Origin of the sequence: Burkholderia sp. AU16741, from assembly GCF_002223345.1 — a bacterium.
Taxonomy (GTDB): domain Bacteria; phylum Pseudomonadota; class Gammaproteobacteria; order Burkholderiales; family Burkholderiaceae; genus Burkholderia; species Burkholderia sola.
On the sequence record NZ_NKEZ01000008.1, the window covers coordinates 466,014 to 482,874 of the forward strand.

Sequence of the window (16,861 nt, forward strand, 5' to 3'; positions counted from 1 at the left end):
GGTCAGTATGCGTCGCATTGGACTTGTTCTCGTCCCGCAGTTTCAAGTGATGAGTCTGCTCGCATTGTCCGTATTCGATATCGCCAATCTCCGTGCTGGCCGTTCCGTATACGAAGTCAGCGTGATCTCGGAAGATGGGTGCCCGGTTGCGGCGTCTTTCGGCATGTCTGCGTCGACGAAGTCGGCGCGAATGTCGGACCTGCATACGGTGTTCGTCGGCGCATCGCTATCGACGCCGCCGCAAGGGCTCACGGACGGCATGCGCGAACTGCTCCTGGAATTATCCGGCAAGGTCGAGCGAATGGCGTCGATTTGCATGGGCGCATTCCTCCTCGCCGAGGCGGGGCTGCTGGACGGGCGCCGCGCTACGACGCATTGGGCTTTTCTCGACCAGTTCCGCGACCGCTATCCGGCCGTGACGGTCGAGCGGGACTGCATCTTCGTGCGCGACGGCACGCTCTGGAGCTCGGCAGGAATGAGTACGGCCATCGACATGGCACTCGCGATGCTCGAAGACGATCTGGGCCCAGACGCCGCCTTCCAGGTGGCGAAGGATCTCGTGATTGAGCGCTGGCGACGTTCAGGGTCGCAGCCGCAGTCTTCCGTGCTGATTGAACATCCGGCGCGTACCAACCGGATCCACGACGTCATCACGCACATCCGAGCGAATCTCGGAACCGACCTGACCGTCGACAAGCTGGCCGACGTGGCGAGAATGAGCAGGCGCCAGTTTACGCGCCGCTTCAAGGATGAAACAGGGCTGACGCCCGCAAAGGCAGTCGAGCGCATCCGTCTCGAAACCGCTCGGGATTTCGTGACGGGCTCATCGTGGACCATCGACACGATCGCGCGTGAGACCGGATACGCCGATCCCGAACGGATGCGGCGATCGTTCATGCGCGCCTTCGGCCAGCCGCCACAGGCGTTGCGTCGGCAACGCAAACCGGAACAAACAGGCGCCGACTGAGCGGCGCCGGCCGTTACCGCATTCCGCGCTGCAACAGCATGGCCCGAAACGAGGGAACTGCGTCCCTCCGCGCGCGGCCTTCGTCAATAGAATGTTCTCTGTTGGGGGCACCGCATTCCGCATGCCGAACCGACGACGACCCGTTGCCAACGGGTCGCACGGGTGGCGGTCGGCGTTTTCGCGGAACCGCCTCATGCAGCGTTTCCGTCACCTCGCCGGCCGCGTGAGCCGAACGCAAGTGTTCCGCCGGCCCGCCATGGCCGGGGCCACGCTTGCCGCCCGAAGCCCGACGAGAAGTCGAACGCCCCCGTCGTCCTAGCGCACGAGAGGCGCTTCGCGACGGTGTAGCTGAAATTGAATGAATGGTTGGGGCGCAGGATATGTCAGATGCAGCGACGCAAGACGATTCGACCGCGGTGGTATACGTCGTCGACGACGATCCGGCCATGCGTGCATCGCTCGATACGCTGTTGCGATCGGTGGGCTTGCGTGTCGTGACGTTCGCGACTACCGCGGAGTTGCGCGCAACGCAGCGGGAGAACGTCACGAGCTGCCTGCTTCTCGACGTGCGGTTGCGCGGCGAGAGCGGACTGATGTTCCAGCACGCGCAGGACCGGCCGCCGATCCCGATTGTCGTCATCACCGGGTTCGCCGATGTCGACGTGTGCCGAAAGGCGCTGAAGGGCGGGGCGGTCGACTTTCTGGTCAAACCCTTCACTGATCAGGAGTTGATCGACGCTGTGAATCTCGCGCTATCGCTCGATGCGGCGCGGCGCGTCCGCAACGACACGCGCCACGAACTGCAGCAATCGTTCGAGTTGCTCACGCGCCGTGAACGCGAAGTGCTGGCTTACGTCGTCAGCGGAGCACTGAACAAGCAGATCGCGTCGCACCTCGGCTTGAGCCTGATTACGATCAAGCAGCACCGCGCGTCGGTGATGCGCAAGATGAACGCATCGTCGCTCGCCGATCTCGTGCGCAAGTCCGAGGTGATCGGCGTGTCGTTGTCGACATGACGTAGCACACCACGACCGTCATGCATCGAGGTCCGGTTCCAGTCGATGCGCGGGAAGGGCGAACGAGAAGCAGCAGCCGGCACCCGGCTCACCGCGTGCCCAGATTCGTCCGTTGTGCGCGTCGACGATGGAGCGGGCGACCGTGAGGCCCATCCCCATGCCGTCGGGCTTGCTCGTGAAAAATGGCTGGAAAAGCTGATCGATCGATTGCTGCTCGATACCTGGCCCGGTGTCACGCACGTCGAATACGACATCGGATCCGTCCTGCCTGACCGAGACCGTGAGCGTTCGCTCTGGCGACGGGCCGCTTCCGATCGCCTGAATGCCGTTCATCAGCAGGTTCGCGAGCACTTGTTGGACTTGCAGCGGATCGGCAAAGACGTGCGCGCCCGGATCGATCGCGCTGTCGACACGAACGTCCCGCGCAGCGGCTTCGGGTGCGATCAGGAACAACGCGGCCTGCACCGCGTCAGCGGCCGCGAAGTCGACGCATTTGACCGGTGCCTTGCCGACGAAGCCGCGGATCTTGCGGCAAATTTCCGTCGCGTCGCGCGTCCAGCGCGCTGCCTGGGCGATCGCGTCCGCCGCTTCAGCGATGTCGGGCTCGTCGCGTGCGAGCCAGCGCAACGCCGCTTCGGCCGCCGAGCCGGCCGCCGACAGCGGTTGGCTGACCTCGTGCAGGATCGAGGCTGACATCTCACCGAACAGCGAAATGCGCGCCGCACGTGCCGCTTCGGCGCGCAATGCGGTGAGCCTGTCGGCGTTTTCCTTCTGTTCGGTCACATCGAACGCATAGAAATGCAGCCGCCGGTAACCGTCCTCGTTCTTCGGCAGGGAGCAGCGCCATACGATCGGCACACGGCGACCCTTGAATGTCACCAGCGTGCGCTCGCCCTGGCAGGCTGCGCGATTTTCGTAGATTGCGCGCAGCACCGCGCAGTTGCTGAGCCTGTCGGCCGGCAACAGTATCTCCGCATGCTGCAGGAAATGCTCTTTCGATTCCGCTTCGAAGAGGCTCACCACTGCGTCGTTGGCCGCCACGAACGCGTGCAGGCTGCGAAGGGTCGAGACGGCCTGCGGATGCTCGTCCAAATAGCGGTCGATGTCGTCGATGCCGGCGCGCCGGAGCTCGCTCACCGCCCGATAGACGCGCGACCAGTCCTCGATAAGGATCGGGATTGGCGCCGACGTGAAAAGCTCGCTTTCCGCGGAGTGGAAACCAGGGGGCTGGTCGAGCGTGACGATTGCGGACGTTGACATGGGGACGTGGTGCTCGCGCTGGGCCTCGCGCGATGCGCGAGACCGGATGACCGTAAGTGAAGCATCTGAAGCATCGGGACGACGGACGACGCATTGCGTGCGCGTTCGATGCAGCTTCAACTATAAGACAGATCGGTCGAGTCTCGCTGGCTTGAATCGGCCGCCCTGCCACTCGTACGCATGACGGGTGCAATGGTGCACACCTTGGTATGGGCGTGCATCGACCACAGGCTGATGGATCGCGGAAATTAGTTCCCCTAGACTGCGCTTCAACGTGAACGAAGTGTGTGGCGCAGGGCGTCGCAAAGCCGCGAAGTTCACGGCTTTGCGACAGAATTCGCCGTCATGTTCGCAGCACATGCGCGTTCGATGCGAGGGGAACCGTAGATATGACACAGCCAATGTTCGCACACGACGATGTTTTCGAAAGTGCTTTGCTGCGCCTACTGGACCCATCGAGGATGCCCGGCCCGCGCGACGGTTTGCCGGGAACGGCAGACCGACACAGGCGGCGAGGGCGCGGCATACGCAACGACGGGGCGGACGCCGCCGCGGCGTCGCCGGCATCCGCGCGGATCAGGATCGTAGAGATTCTGTCGGATACGTCGGTCAGCGTGCGCTGGAGCGATCCGAGATTCGGGCATTTCGGCGAACAGGTGTGGCAATGCGTGACTGCGCGAACGTCGTCGCGCTGCGTGCTGACGGGCCTGCCGATCCGTTGCGGCGATCGGGTATATCGACCTCAGGGGCGTGGGCGCACCATTCCGTGCAACTGGGACAGGATGATCCATGCGGCGGCCGTCATGCAGGCCCGGTTACGCCGCGACGACAACGAGTGAAGCGCGAACGGATGCTGCCGGTATGGGCGGCACCATACCTCGGCATGATTGTCGCGGCACGGTAGGGCGGATACGCTGTCCGAAATCCGGTTGCGTTGCCGGCTTCAGCCGGCGAGTGCGACGTCACGCGAGACACCCAGTGCACGACAAGACGGTTTGCATCATCGACGATGAAGTGGCGATGAGACAGTCGCTGGAATCGCTCGTGCGATCGATGGGCGTCCGCGTGAGGCTGTACGCGTCGGCCGAAGCGTTTCTCGAGTATGGAAGGAACGGGCCGTCGCACTGCATCGTATGCGATATCCAGTTGGCCGGCATGTCGGGCATCGAATTGCTCGACTGTCTGCGCGCGGGGTGTTGTGATGTGCCGCTCATCTTCGTGACTGCGCATCCGAGTACGCGCCGCCTGATTGAAGCGCGACGTCTCGGCGCATTGTGCGTGCTGGAGAAACCGTTCGATCCGCGCGAACTTGTGCAGTGGCTGATGCGAGCGCTCGCGGGATGCTGAAGGATTGGCAGGCAAGCACGTGGCTAGAACAACGGTGCCCGGGTGGCGTCGCCGCGGTTGCGCGTTTTGACTGCGTGGTTTCGATTTACACGACAGGATAATTTATGGAAAACGATAAGCCCAGTCTCGGCGCGAGAACGCAGTTCGTCGACGTCGATGGGCGGCGCCTGGCGTATCGAACGTTCGGTTCGGGAACGCCGCTCGTGCTATGCGTGCGCTTTCGCGGAACCATGGACACGTGGGACCCGCTGTTCCTCGACAGTCTTGTCGAACAGGGATTTCAGGTCACGATTTTCGACTACAGCGGGCTCGGGCAATCGACCGGCGAGCGCACGTACCATCCGGCCTCGCTCGCGAAGGACGCGATCGATCTGATTGTCGAGCTGAAGCTCGGGAACGTCGTCATTGGCGGATGGTCGGTCGGCGGAATGGCGGCTCAGATCGTGGTCGCGACGGCGCCGCAGCTTGTCACGCATGCAGTCCTGATCGCGACCACGCCGCCGGGGCCGCTGGTCAAGCCCGGCGAGCAGCTCTTCTACACGATGGCGAAGCGCGAAAACGACTTCGACGATTTCGTCACCCTGTTCTTTGAGCCGACCTCGCCGGCGAGTCGTGCGGCGGCCGAGCAAGCCGCGGCGCGGATCGCACAACGGACGCTCGACCCTAGCCCGGCCGTGCCGATCGAATGGGCGGGGCAGCAGGTCGGCGACGGCCCGCGGAATCCCGTTTTCCCGGCCGACGCCGTGCTCGATGCACTCAGGGCAACGTCGATTCCGGTTCTCCATGTCGGCGGCGATCACGACATCGTGTTTCCGGTCGAGAACTGGTATGCGCTCAACAGCCAACTGCCGACGCTGCATGTCGTGACGCTGCCGCGCACCGGACACGGGCCGCAGCTCGAGTATCCGGTGGCCTGCGCGAAACATATCGCGGCGTTCGTCGGCACGCGCGCCGGCTGAGCGCGCACGCAAAAGAAACAGGACACGTCGGCACGCTGCCGATCGAACCCTGTAATGAATGGCGGAAAGACGTATTGGTTTATTGATAAGGAATGCAAATGGAAGATCTGGTCGAGTTGGCGATTCGCGCGGCAGGTGGCATGGAACGCTTCATGAGTTTCCGCAACGTATCGGCGCAATTGCATCACACGTGCGTGATCTGGCCGCTTAAAAAGCGCGACGGCGTGCTGACCGATTCGCACGTGACGGTGCACCCCTGATCGTCGGCGTCGATTTGTCCAACTTCCGTTTCGAGTAACGAGGAAAACATGACTCATTCAACGACCTACCGCGCGGCGGTAGTCAAGGCGCCCGGCCAGTTGGAGCTGGTCGAGCGGCAGATTCCAGAGCCCGCATACGGACAAGTGCGTATCCGCGTGGAAGCGTGCGGCGTGTGCCATTCCGACAGCGCGACCGTTGAACGCCAGGCGCCGGACGGCGCACCGCCACGCGTGCCGGGCCACGAGGTCGTCGGGCGCATCGAGGCGGTCGGCAACGGCGTCGAAGGCTGGCGGATCGGCCAGCGCGTTGGCGTCGGCTTTCTGGCCGGCGAGGACCGTACCTGTTCGTCGTGCCGGCACGGCGACGTCGTGAACTGCGAGAACCCCGTGATCACCGGGATGACGACCGACGGCGGTTACGCGGAGATCATGCTGGCCGAAGCGCGCGGTCTCGTTCGTGTGCCGGACGATCTCGACGCGGCGGAGGCCGCACCGTTGCTCTGTGCCGGCCTCACTACGTTCAACGCGCTGCGCAATGCGGGCGCGCGGCCGGGCGACGTGGTTGCGATCCACGGGCTGGGCGGTCTCGGCCATCTTGCCGTGCAGTTCGCGAACCGGATGGGTTTCCACACCGTCGCGATCGCGCGCGGTGCGGACAAGGCCGCGCTCGCCGCGCAGCTTGGCGCGCATCGCTATATCGATGCGCGGACCGAGGACGTCGCCGCCGCGCTGCGGGCAATGGGCGGTGCGAAGGTCGTGCTCGGGACGGCGCCGACCGGCTCCGGGATGGCCGAGACCGTCGCGGGGTTGTCCGCGCGCGGCAGGCTGGTCGTCGTCGCCGTGCCCGGCGAGCCGATCGCGGTGAACGCGGTCGACCTCGTGTTCGGCGGTCGCTCTGTCGTCGGCGCACTGACCGGAACCGTGGCGGATAACGAAGAGACGCTCGCGTTCGCACGGCTGCAGAACGTGCGGCCGATGATCGAGACGTTTCCGCTCGAGCAGGCGCAAGCCGCATATGACCGAATGATGCGCGCGGACGTCCGTTTCCGCGCGGTACTGACGATGAATTCCGCCCCCACAGGAGTTAGCGCATGAACGCAATCGCTCAAACCGTCATCGACGCCCACGGTGGGCTCGAGCAGTGGCGCAAGTTTCGGCAGGTTCGGGCCCGGCTTGTTCAGGGCGGCGCACTCTGGGGCCTCAAGGGGCACGCCGGCGTGCTCGACGATACGACCGTAACGGTCGCGACCGATCGCCAATGGGCGTCGCATGCGCCGGTCGGCGCATTGGCCGCACGCAGCGAGTTCACCGGCGAGCGTATCGCTCTGTTCGATGCGTCAGGACACGTGCTCGCGCAGCGTGAGCAGCCGCGCCAATCGTTCGACGGACATACGCTCGAAACAGGTTGGGACCCGTTGCAGCTCGCATTCTTCGCCGGATGCGCGATGTGGACGTATCTGAACGCACCGTTCGTGCTCGCGTGGGACGGTGTGAGCTGCGAAGAGGACGGCATCTGGAACGAGCAGGGCGAAACGTGGCGCAGGATTCGAGTCCACTACCCGAATACGCTCGAAGTGTTCAGTAAAGCGCAGACGATCTACGTCGGGCCAGAGGGGCTGATCCGCCGTCTGGACTACGACGTCGAAATCGCGGGCAACACGCCCGGCGCGCATTACGTCAGCGATTACACGACCGTGTCCGGCATCCGTTTCCCGACGAAGCGGCGCATCTACCCGAGAACGCCGGATGGACACGCGGTTCCCGAGCCGCTCGTCGTATCGATCGACCTGCACGACATCGCGCTCGGCTGAGCGCGAACCACGTCGCGCATCGCATGGCCATCGAGGACCGAACCATGACTGAAATTGCATCATCCATCGCACCGACGCGCTACGTCGATGCATCCGGCGTGCGCTACGCGTATCGTCGCTTCGGCAACGAAGGCGGCGGTCTTCCGCTGCTCTGTCTGCAGCACTTCACCGGCACGCTCGACAACTGGGATCCCGTGATCGTCGACGCGCTCGCGCGCGACCGCGAAATCATCCTGTTCGACAATGCCGGCGTCGGCCGCTCCGGCGGACAGGTTCCGACGTCGATCGCGCAGATGGCCGAGCACGTGCTGCGGTTCGTCGACGCGCTGTCTATCGGCAGACTGCATATCCTCGGATTCTCGCTCGGCGGGTTTCTCGCACAGGACATCGCACTTGCCAGGCCCGACTTGGTCGAGCGGATGATCCTGTCGGGCACCGCGCCCGAAGGCGGCGAAGGCGCGGGGATGGACCGGCCGGAATTGCTCGCGATCTTTACGGACGACGAGATGCCGATGAGCGAAAAACTCAAGCGCCTGTTTTTTCCGGCGACGCCGGCGGGCCAGGCGGCGGCCGACGCATTCGTCGGTCGCCTCGACGCGCGCGGCGCGGAGCGCGATCTGCCGGCCGGGCCCGAAGTCGCGTCTGCGCAGCTGCACGCGATGATCGCGTGGGCGAACTCGCGCGGTGACGCGGCCGGCAAGTTGAGCGGAATCAAGCAGCCAGTGCTCGTCACCAACGGCGACGACGACCGCATGATTCCGACCGCCAACAGTTTCGTGCTGGCGCAAGGTCTGCCCGACGCGACGTTGATCGTATACCCGAATTCCGGACACGGCGCGCTTTTCCAGTACGCGCCGGCGTATGTGTCGCACGTGCGCGAATTCCTGCGCGGCGCGTGACCGGAAAGCCATCGTTCGCCCCTTCAAGGAGCCATTCATGAAAGCCATCGTTTATGCCAAAGCTGGTCTGCCGATCGACGACCCCGATGCGTTGTACGAAACGGACCTCCCGGTGCCGGCACCCGGCCCGCGCGATTTGCTCGTGAAGATCGACGCGATCGCCGTCAACCCGGTCGACTCGAAGCTGCGGCTCGGCGTTCAGCCGAGCGCCGCGCGCATTCTGGGCTGGGACGCGGCCGGAACGGTTGAGGCGGTTGGCAGCGACGTCGAGTTGTTCGAACCGGGCGACAAGGTCTGGTATGCCGGCGACATCACGCGCCCGGGCAGCTACGCGGAATACGGTCTCGTGGACGAGCGCGTCGCGAGCCGCCGGCCCACGACGCTTGGCGCTGCCGACGCCGCGGCACTGCCGTTGACGGCCATCACGGCGTGGGAGCTGCTGTTCGATCGACTGAACGTCGCCGAGCGCGGCGGTGCAGGGCAGAGCCTGCTGGTAATCGGCGCGGGCGGTGGCGTCGGGTCCATCCTGGTGCAACTCGCGCGCAAGCTGACCGCGCTGACCGTGATCGGCACGGCATCGCGGCCGGCCACGCAGGCATGGGTTGCCGAGCTCGGAGCGCACCACGTGATAGACCATGGAAACCCGTTGCAGTCGCAACTGCATGCCCTCGGCATCGAGCAGGTGGACCACGTGATCAGTCTCACCCATACCGATGCGTACTACACGCAGATTGTCGACATCCTCAAGCCCCAGGGCCAGCTCGCGCTGATCGACGATCCCGACACGCTCGACGCGATGCCGCTGAAGCGCAAATCCATCTCGCTCCATTGGGAGTTCATGTTCACGCGTTCGATGTTCCGCACGCCGGACATGGACCGTCAGCACGCGCTGCTCGCACGTGTGGCGACACTGATCGACAACGGCGTGCTCAAGAGCACCGTCGGCGAGCACCTCGGCAAGATCGACGCGACGAACTTGCGACGCGCGCACGCATTGCTCGAAGCGGGGCGTGCGAAGGGCAAGATCGTGCTGGATGGTTTCTGAGCATGCTCCGATACAACACCGACGACAACACCGTGACCACCACCACGAAAGACGGCATGCGGATTTTCTACAAGGACTGGGGCGTCGGCCGCCCGGTCGTGTTTTCGCGCGGCTGGCCGTTGAACGCCGACGCATGGGACGCGCAGATGCTGTTCCTCGTGCGGAACGGCTACCCCGTGATCGCGCACGACCGGCGCGGCCATGGAATGCGCGGGATTCACCGGCATCGAATTGGACGAATGGAACTTGGAGGCCAGAATGGCGGACGTCAAACGAGTTGAGTATCTTTTTCTGGGTGGCGGCAAGGGCGGTAAATCGCTCGCGATGGACATGGCCCGGCAGGGCAGGCGCGTTGCGGTGATCGAGCGGGGGATGATCGGCGGGTCGTGCATCAACGTCGCGTGCATCCCGAGCAAGGCGCTGATTCACAATGCGCGCGCGATGCACGCATGGCGCGAAGCGGCAAGGCGGGAAGACGTGACCGCGGATATGACCGCCGTTTCCTCGTACATTTCGTCGGTCGTGGACGGGATGGTCGACCTCAATCGCCGCGCATTCGCGCAGTCGGGGCTCGAACTGGTGATCGGGACCGGGCGGTTCGTCGCGCCGCGAACCATCGCCGTCCGTGCAGCGGACGGGACCGAAACGATCTACGAGGGCGAGAACGTCTACATCAACACCGGCACGGTCGCGTCGATTCCGGACGTGCCCGGCCTGCCAGATGCGCAGCCGCTCACGCACGTGGAAGCGTTGCGCCTGACGACGCTTCCGGCGCACCTCGTCGTCATCGGCGGCGGCTATATCGGGCTCGAGATGGCGCAGGCATTCCGGCGGCTCGGCAGTGCTGTCACGCTCATCAGCGATACGCCGCGCGTGGCGATGCGCGAGGACGACGACGTCAGCACGGTCATCCAGCAGGCGCTGACCGACGACGGCATTCGGCTCGAGCTGGCTGCCAAGCTCGTCGACGTGCGCGGAAAAAGCGGCGACCGTGTCACGGTGGCGCTGGCCGACGGCCGCGTCGTCGACGGCTCGCATCTGCTCGTTGCGACCGGGCGTGTGCCGCAGACGGCCGGCATCGGGCTCGAGCTTGCCGGCGTGGAGACCACCGAGCGCGGATTCATCAAGGTCGATCATCAGCTCGCGACGACCGCGGAACGCACTTGGGCGATCGGCGAAGTTGCGGGCACGCCGATGTTCACGCATGCGTCGTTCGACGACTACCGCGTGCTGAAGGCCGGTATCGAGTGCCGATCGGCGAGCACCGCCGGACGCATCGTCCCTTATGCGTTGTTTATCGACCCGGAGCTGGGCCGCATCGGCCTGAACGAAGTCGATGCGAAGGCGCGCAACATCGACGTCCGGGTCGCGAAACTGCCGATGACGGCCGTGCCGCGTGCCCGCACCGAGGGTAACACGCGGGGATTTTTGAAAGCGCTCGTGCACCCGGGCACCGGCGCGATCCTGGGATTCACGATGGTCGGCACGGGCGCCGGAGACGTGACGACCGCTGTCCAGATGGCGATGCTCGGTGGACTGCCGTATACGGCAGTGCGCGACGCGATCATCGGTCATCCGATTGTTTCGGAAGGGCTGAACCTGCTGTTCGCTACGTTACGTTGAATGTGATGTAAGCGAGCAAGCGAAGCGACGGCGATTACCAGTCTGCAGGCACTTCGGTGCCAGCGGATCTTTGTTCAGTGCGATTACCCGGCTAAATTTAACATAACGTGAATTATCGTTATTTTTCGTGTAAGAGCAAAGTTGTAATGTCGTATCTGGGCAAAGTTGAAATGTCCGCTTTCGGGCGCGTACGCTGTTCGGCCGCCGGCCCGAATCGACCGGCTGCCGCGTGCACGCATCACTGGCGCATAGGTCATCCGGGCCGACACCCGCGAGCCGTCGTCATTCGCGCGGCCTTTCGGCCTCGCGGCCATTACATCAATCCGTGCTGCCCAACGCTTCCCGCAGCGCGACAGCGGCCTCGCGGTGCGCATACGCGGCTTCGGGAATCACGCGCCCCATCGAAAAAAATCCGTGGATCATCCCCCGGTAGCACCGCGCCTCCACGCGATTTCCGGCCCGTCGCAACTTGTCCGCATAACCGGCATGCTCGTCGCGCAACGGATCGTATTCGGCGGAAACCAGCCACGTCGGGGCGACGCCATGCAGATCGGCCGGCGCGTGACGCTCGCCGTCAAGCGGCGCAAAGCGCCAGTCCGCGGCATCGGCCGCATGTCGCAGATAGTTGCGATGGATCCAGCGGATCACGTCGTGCGTCAGGAAATGGTCTTCGCCGTAACGCCGGTGCGCCGCGCTCCCGAGCGATGCCGACAGCGCCGGATAGATCAGCAGTTGCATCGCCAGCGCGATGCCCATCTCGCGGGCCCGAACGGCGACCACCGCGGCCAGCGTGGCCCCCGAGCTTTCGCCGCCGACGGCCAGCCGCGATGCATCCAGACCGTAGGTCAGCGCCTTGCGGTGCAGCCACCGCAGTGCGTCCAGCGCGTCGTCCACCGCGCACGGAAACTTGTGCTCGGGCGCGAGCCGGTAAGACACCGACACGACCGCGCACCGTGCGTCGGCCGCCAGCATGCGACAAACGGCGTCGGCCGTATCGAGCGAGCCGACGACATAGCCGCCCGAATGAAAATACAGCAACGCCGGCAGCGGCGCGCTCCAGTCGGGGGCGCGCGGATAGTAGATGCGCGCGGCGATGTGCGCCCCGTCGCGCATCTCGATCACGCATTCGTCGATGCTGTCGACGCCGCGCGGCGCGAGATCGGCAAGCGGTACGTAGTACGCGAAATAGCGGCGCGCCTCTTCCAGCGGCAACCGGTCGAGCGATACCGCGCCGGGCCGCGCGCGACGCTCGAGAAACTGTCTGACACTCGGTGCGACGGGCATGGGACGTCTCCTCGACGGGTGCTTGGCGCCGCGTGTCGTCCCGCGCGGCGCATCGGGCGCGAATGGGGCCTTGCTTCGGGGCCTTGCCTTACCTCGGCAGCGCGAGCGCGCGCAACTGCTCGCCGACGTGCAGCAACGCAACCTGGTCCTTCACCTGTCCGATGAACATGCCGATCATCAGCGCGAGCAACAGGACGGCCAGCGCGCCCTTGACCGGCTGCGCGAGCGAGACGAGATCGAGTTTCGACGCAATCCGCGACAGCAGCCCCACCCCGACGTCGACGAGCAGCAACAGCAGCACTGCCGGGCCGGCGAGCTTCGCGATCGTGACCATCAGCGAATCGGTCTGCTGCATCACGAACGCCTCGATGAATGCGCGCGGCACCGGTGCGAGGCTGCCCAGCGGCCACCAGACGTACGTCTGGAACACCGCGCCGAGCAGGAAGGTCATGCCGCCGAGGGTCCAGAACGCAACGGTCGCGCATTGCATCAGCAGCGTGGAGGTCAGCGTCGTCTGCTGTCCGAGGCTCGGGTTCGTGATCTGCACGTTGTTGTAGCCGGTGAGATCGTCGATATAGGTGCCGACGGCTTCCGCGACCCAGAACACCGGTGACGCGACGAATGCGATCACCAGCCCGATGACGGCCTCCTTGACGACGACGGCCAGCAGGAATCCGCCATGCAGTTGCGTCATCAGCGCCTGCTGCCCGTAAGCGACGTAGATCGACCACAACACGACCATCGCATTGCGGATGCGCTTCGTGATCAGTTCGCCGCCCGTCGGCGGAAAGATCGTCATCAGCACGAGCAGACGCACACCGCAGACGGCGACCAGGATCATGAACGACAGCAGCGCGCGCCCGAGCTGCGGAATGCCGGTCGAGAACGGATCGATCATCGCGAGCCCTCGGTGGCGCCGCGGCGCGGCGTGTGCGCGGCCGGCGCGGCATTGCGACGCGCGACGAACGTTTCCTCGCTCTCCTCGTCCTGCAGATCGTCCGCGCGGGCCTCCGCGAGACGGTTCAGGCGATCCAGCCGCGCACTGCACAGGTCGATCCGCACGTCGTGGCGGAGAATCGCGGTGCGGGTCGTACCGATCGCGTGGTCGATCGCGGCAACGCCGTCCCGCAACTGCTGCAGCGTGTCGAGTTCGCGTGCGCGCCGCGCGTGCGCGTCGGCCAGCAGCTTCTCCCAGTCGAGCAGTTCGTCGATCCGCACCGGCCCGTGGCCGTCGAGCAGGCGGTCGATGCGCGCGGTGCGCCGGTCGACCTCTTGCGCGGCGTGCGCGAGCACGCGCTGCTGCTCGGCCAACCGAGCGTCGGCCTCGTCGCGTTCGCGCTGCTGCTCGGCCAGCGTGTCGCGCAGCGCGGCGCGAGCCCGCGTGAGGCGATTCCGGATCGTCGAGAATGCCATGACGCGCCTGTCTTTCATCGTCGTCACCCTTCGCCCGTGGCATCGGCGGCCGCGCTCACGCACGCAGGCCGCGCAACGCGTCGCGTGTCGCTTCGCGTGTGCTGAATTCGTCGGTGCGCTGACAGAGGAATTGCCGGATGGCCTCGATCTTGCGCACGGCTTCGTCGGCGACCGGATCGCCGCCCGCCCGGTACTCGCCGAGTTGCAGCAGGGTTTCGATGTCCCGATGCTTGGCCAGCAGCCGGCGCACATGACCGGCCGCCTCACGATGCGCGTCGTCCGTCACCTGCGGCATCACGCGCGACAGGCTCGCCAGCACGTCGATGGCCGGATACTGGTTGCGTGCGGCGATCTCGCGCGACAGGATCATGTGCCCGTCGAGGATGCCGCGCACCTCCTCGGCCACCGGATCGCTGCCCGATTCGTCCTCCGCGAGCACGGTGTAGAGCGCGGTGATCGAGCCGTGCTCCGACAGCCCCGCCCGTTCCAGCAGGCGCGGCAGCTCGGCGAAGATCGACGGCGGAAAACCGCGCCGCGCGGGCGGCTCGCCCGCGGCCAGCCCGATCTCGCGCTGGGCGCGCGCAAAGCGCGTCAGCGAATCCATCATCAGCAGCACGCGCTTGCCGCGATCGCGAAAGTATTCCGCGATGGCCGTGGCCGAATAGGCGGCCTTCACGCGCTCGATCGACGAGCGGTCGGAAGTCGCGCACACCACGATGGACCGCGCGATGCCTTCCGGGCCGAGGATCTGTTCGATGAACTCGCGCACTTCACGGCCCCGCTCGCCGATCAGCGCGATCACGTTGAGGTCGCAGCGCGTGCCGCGCGCGAACATGCCCATCAGCGTGCTCTTGCCGACGCCGGCCGGCGCGAAAATGCCGACGCGCTGGCCTTCGCCGAGCGTCATCAGCCCGTCGACGACCCGCACGCCGGTGTCGAGCGAACGTTCGAGCAGCGGGCGGCTCATCGCATCCGGCGGCGCCGCGTAGAGCGCGGCGGTCTCGGTCGTGTCGATCGGGCCGCGGCCGTCGATCGGCCGGCCCATGCTGTCGACCACGCGGCCGAACAGCGCGGAACCGACGGGAATCGCGAGCGGCCGACGCAGCCCGATCACCTGGGTGTCCCGCGAGAGACCGTCGAGGCGCCCGAACGGCGACAGCAACGCCGTGTCGCGGGAAAAACCGACCACCTCGGCGCATTGCATCAGCTCGCCCTGCCCGGTCCGGAGTTCGCACAGCTCGCCGTAGCGGACGTCGATGCCGCTCACGCGGATCAGCGTGCCGAGCGCGTCCAGCACCTTGCCGCGTGTCGACAGGTGCGCCGCGCGGTCGAACTCCTGTTCGAGCGTGTCGGTGAGCCGGATCAGCGCATCGATGCCGGTGGCGTCTCGCGACACGTCGCTCATGCCTGCCCCCCGACGCTCTCGGCCGGCCCCGCGCCGCTTGCCGATTCCAGTTCCTGTTCCGGCGGTTCCGGCAACCCGGGCGGTGCCGCATGCGTCCTGACTTCGGCGAACGCCTCCGGGGCGAGCGTATCCGGTACGCCCGGCACGCCCGGCGCGTTCGCGTCGCGCCGCAGCGCCGCGTCGGCCGCCATGCGGACCGCGTCGATCTGTACCTTGAGGCTGGCGTCGACGGAACCGATGTCGGTGTCGCACACGCACGCGCCCGGGTCGAGCGTGCGGTCCGCGTGGACCGTCAGCTGGACCGGCTGGCCGCGCGCGCGCCACTGCGCCACCGCATGCGAGAAGGTTTCGACGGCCGCGTCGTGCTCGTCCGGATGCACGCGCACCTGCAGGGTCCGGCTGCCTTCGATGATGCGTTCGACCACGTCGCTGGCGCGGGCGAACAGCGCCGCCGGCTGTTCGTTGACGACGATCTTCTCGACCGCGGACACCACCAGCCCGGCGATGCGCTGCTTCAACGACATCTGCAGTTCGTAGCGTTGATCGAGCAACTGCGCGGTGCGCGCGTACCACTGCGAAAGCGCATCGCGGCTGCCTGCGTCGTAGCCGCGCTGCCGCGCGGTGTCGTACTCGCCGCGGGCTTCGGCGCGCAGCGCGTCCGCGTCCGCGCGGGCCGCCGCGAGCATGGTGTCGGCATCGCGCGCCGCTTGCGCGAGGACTTCCGCGTGCTGGCGCTGCAACGCGAGATAGCCCGCGTCGAGCTGCACCAGCGACGCCAGGGCCTCGCGCGGCACGACGTCCGCTTGCACGCCGACGCCCGTGTTGCACGCGCGCGCCGCCTGTTCGGTGCCCGGCTGTCTGAGCCAGATGATCATCGCGTTTCCTCCTCCGCAAAAAAATCGTCGAGCCGCATCAGCACGCGCCGGCTGTCGTCGCGCGTCGCGTCCGCGTCGTTCGCCTGCAGCCACGGCGCCGCCACCGCATCGCGCGCCCATGCCAGGCGCAACAATCCGGCCGGCGCATCGGGTTCGCACATGCCGCTCGCGCGGAACAGGCAAAACCCTTCCCAGCTCAGCGTGCGCTCGTCGAGATGATCGAGCGGATGCATGCCGAAGTCGCGGATCCAGCGGTCGACCGGCTGGACGCGCGGCTCGGCCATCAGCCAGCGCAACGCCGCCGCGCCGTGCCGGCCGAGCCACGCGCAGACCTTGTCGCGGCTCTCGCGATCGACCCAGTAACGCAGTTCGGCGCGCCGGCCGTACAGCGCGCGCAGGCACAGCACGGCGAGCGCATCGTCCAGCGCCAGCGCGCCCAGCCGTCCGCTGTCGCCGCGAAACGTCCGGTAGGCCGGCACCGGCAGCCCCTCCCGTGCGAGCCAGCCCTCCAGCGCCCCGGCCCGCAGCCGGGCGAGCTGCGCCCCGCCCGTGCCGGCCGCCCGGCGCCACGCGTCCGGAAACCAGCCCGGCGCGATCCAGTCGGGCAGCCCGATACGGTTCGCCTGGTACTGCACAAGACGCCGTGCGAGACCGAAGGCGACACTGCCGTGCTTGTCGATATCCATGATCGTCCGCC

The 16,861-nt window shown here is 66.2% G+C and carries 18 protein-coding genes and 1 pseudogene; 12 read left to right on the top strand and 7 right to left on the bottom strand.

Annotation, left to right across the window (positions count from 1 at the left end):
• The first annotated feature begins 7 nt into the window (after positions 1-7).
• Both CFB89_RS22530 and CFB89_RS22535 read left to right on the top strand, forming a co-directional pair.
• Entirely contained in the window at positions 8-967 is a 960-nt protein-coding gene (locus CFB89_RS22530) for a GlxA family transcriptional regulator (RefSeq protein ID WP_089469797.1), read from the top strand.
• Positions 968-1,347: 380 nt separating this feature from the next.
• Positions 1,348-1,983, top strand: coding sequence for a response regulator transcription factor (locus CFB89_RS22535; RefSeq protein ID WP_089469798.1), 636 nt, complete (start codon positions 1,348-1,350; stop codon positions 1,981-1,983).
• Between the two features lie 18 nt (positions 1,984-2,001).
• On the opposite strand, the gene CFB89_RS22540 is transcribed toward CFB89_RS22535, so the two are convergent.
• Positions 2,002-3,243 (bottom strand): ATP-binding protein, encoded by a 1,242-nt coding sequence (locus CFB89_RS22540; RefSeq protein WP_089469799.1) that lies wholly within the window; start codon positions 3,241-3,243, stop codon positions 2,002-2,004.
• Positions 3,244-3,644: 401 nt separating this feature from the next.
• Between CFB89_RS22540 and CFB89_RS22545 the strand changes: the two genes are divergently transcribed.
• The 10 genes and pseudogenes from CFB89_RS22545 to CFB89_RS22590 all read left to right on the top strand — a co-directional run bounded on the left by CFB89_RS22545 (position 3,645) and on the right by CFB89_RS22590 (position 11,187).
• The gene (locus CFB89_RS22545; protein ID WP_256979740.1) at positions 3,645-4,082 is read left to right on the top strand and encodes a DUF3331 domain-containing protein; all 438 of its coding nucleotides are present in this window, start codon (positions 3,645-3,647) and stop codon (positions 4,080-4,082) included.
• Between the two features lie 139 nt (positions 4,083-4,221).
• The gene (locus CFB89_RS22550; protein ID WP_089469801.1) at positions 4,222-4,590 is read left to right on the top strand and encodes a response regulator transcription factor; all 369 of its coding nucleotides are present in this window, start codon (positions 4,222-4,224) and stop codon (positions 4,588-4,590) included.
• Positions 4,591-4,694: 104 nt separating this feature from the next.
• A complete protein-coding gene (locus CFB89_RS22555) occupies positions 4,695-5,549 on the top strand; it encodes an alpha/beta fold hydrolase (protein ID WP_089469802.1) in 855 nt (284 codons plus the stop codon).
• Between the two features lie 98 nt (positions 5,550-5,647).
• Complete coding sequence (locus tag CFB89_RS35015) at positions 5,648-5,809, top strand: hypothetical protein (RefSeq protein WP_179233495.1); 162 nt, start codon at positions 5,648-5,650, stop codon at positions 5,807-5,809.
• A gap of 48 nt (positions 5,810-5,857) precedes the next feature.
• Positions 5,858-6,904, top strand: coding sequence for an alcohol dehydrogenase (locus CFB89_RS22565; RefSeq protein WP_089469803.1), 1,047 nt, complete (start codon positions 5,858-5,860; stop codon positions 6,902-6,904).
• Entirely contained in the window at positions 6,901-7,620 is a 720-nt protein-coding gene (locus CFB89_RS22570; protein WP_089469804.1) for a hypothetical protein, read from the top strand. Before CFB89_RS22565 ends, CFB89_RS22570 begins: the two co-directional genes overlap by 4 nt.
• 44 nt (positions 7,621-7,664) lie before the next feature.
• Positions 7,665-8,519, top strand: a complete 855-nt coding sequence (locus tag CFB89_RS22575) for an alpha/beta fold hydrolase (protein ID WP_089469805.1) — start codon at positions 7,665-7,667, stop codon at positions 8,517-8,519.
• Between the two features lie 37 nt (positions 8,520-8,556).
• A complete protein-coding gene (locus CFB89_RS22580) occupies positions 8,557-9,564 on the top strand; it encodes a zinc-binding alcohol dehydrogenase family protein (RefSeq protein WP_089469806.1) in 1,008 nt (335 codons plus the stop codon).
• Between the two features lie 2 nt (positions 9,565-9,566).
• Positions 9,567-9,770, top strand: a pseudogene (locus CFB89_RS22585) (alpha/beta fold hydrolase); the annotation flags it as partial.
• 52 nt (positions 9,771-9,822) lie between these two features.
• Positions 9,823-11,187, top strand: a complete 1,365-nt coding sequence (locus CFB89_RS22590) for an FAD-dependent oxidoreductase (RefSeq protein ID WP_089469807.1) — start codon at positions 9,823-9,825, stop codon at positions 11,185-11,187.
• A 318-nt stretch (positions 11,188-11,505) separates the two neighbouring features.
• On the opposite strand, the gene CFB89_RS22595 is transcribed toward CFB89_RS22590, so the two are convergent.
• From CFB89_RS22595 to CFB89_RS22620, 6 genes are all read right to left on the bottom strand, one after another.
• On the bottom strand, positions 11,506-12,471 hold the full coding sequence (locus CFB89_RS22595) for an alpha/beta hydrolase (protein WP_089469808.1): 966 nt from the start codon (positions 12,469-12,471) through the stop codon (positions 11,506-11,508).
• An 88-nt stretch (positions 12,472-12,559) separates the two neighbouring features.
• Complete coding sequence (gene sctT, locus CFB89_RS22600) at positions 12,560-13,369, bottom strand: type III secretion system export apparatus subunit SctT (RefSeq protein WP_089469809.1); 810 nt, start codon at positions 13,367-13,369, stop codon at positions 12,560-12,562.
• Positions 13,366-13,902 carry a hypothetical protein gene (locus CFB89_RS22605; protein ID WP_089469810.1) on the bottom strand — a complete coding sequence of 179 codons (537 nt, stop codon included), beginning with the start codon at positions 13,900-13,902 and terminating at the stop codon, positions 13,366-13,368. The genes sctT and CFB89_RS22605 overlap by 4 nt, the downstream gene beginning before the upstream one ends.
• A 37-nt stretch (positions 13,903-13,939) precedes the next feature.
• Complete coding sequence (gene sctN, locus CFB89_RS22610) at positions 13,940-15,289, bottom strand: type III secretion system ATPase SctN (RefSeq protein ID WP_089469811.1); 1,350 nt, start codon at positions 15,287-15,289, stop codon at positions 13,940-13,942.
• Complete coding sequence (gene sctL / locus CFB89_RS22615) at positions 15,286-16,164, bottom strand: type III secretion system stator protein SctL (RefSeq protein WP_179233510.1); 879 nt, start codon at positions 16,162-16,164, stop codon at positions 15,286-15,288. Before sctL ends, sctN begins: the two co-directional genes overlap by 4 nt.
• A complete protein-coding gene (locus CFB89_RS22620) occupies positions 16,161-16,850 on the bottom strand; it encodes a type III secretion protein HrpB4 (RefSeq protein ID WP_089469813.1) in 690 nt (229 codons plus the stop codon). The genes sctL and CFB89_RS22620 overlap by 4 nt, the downstream gene beginning before the upstream one ends.
• Positions 16,851-16,861 lie beyond the last annotated feature (11 nt).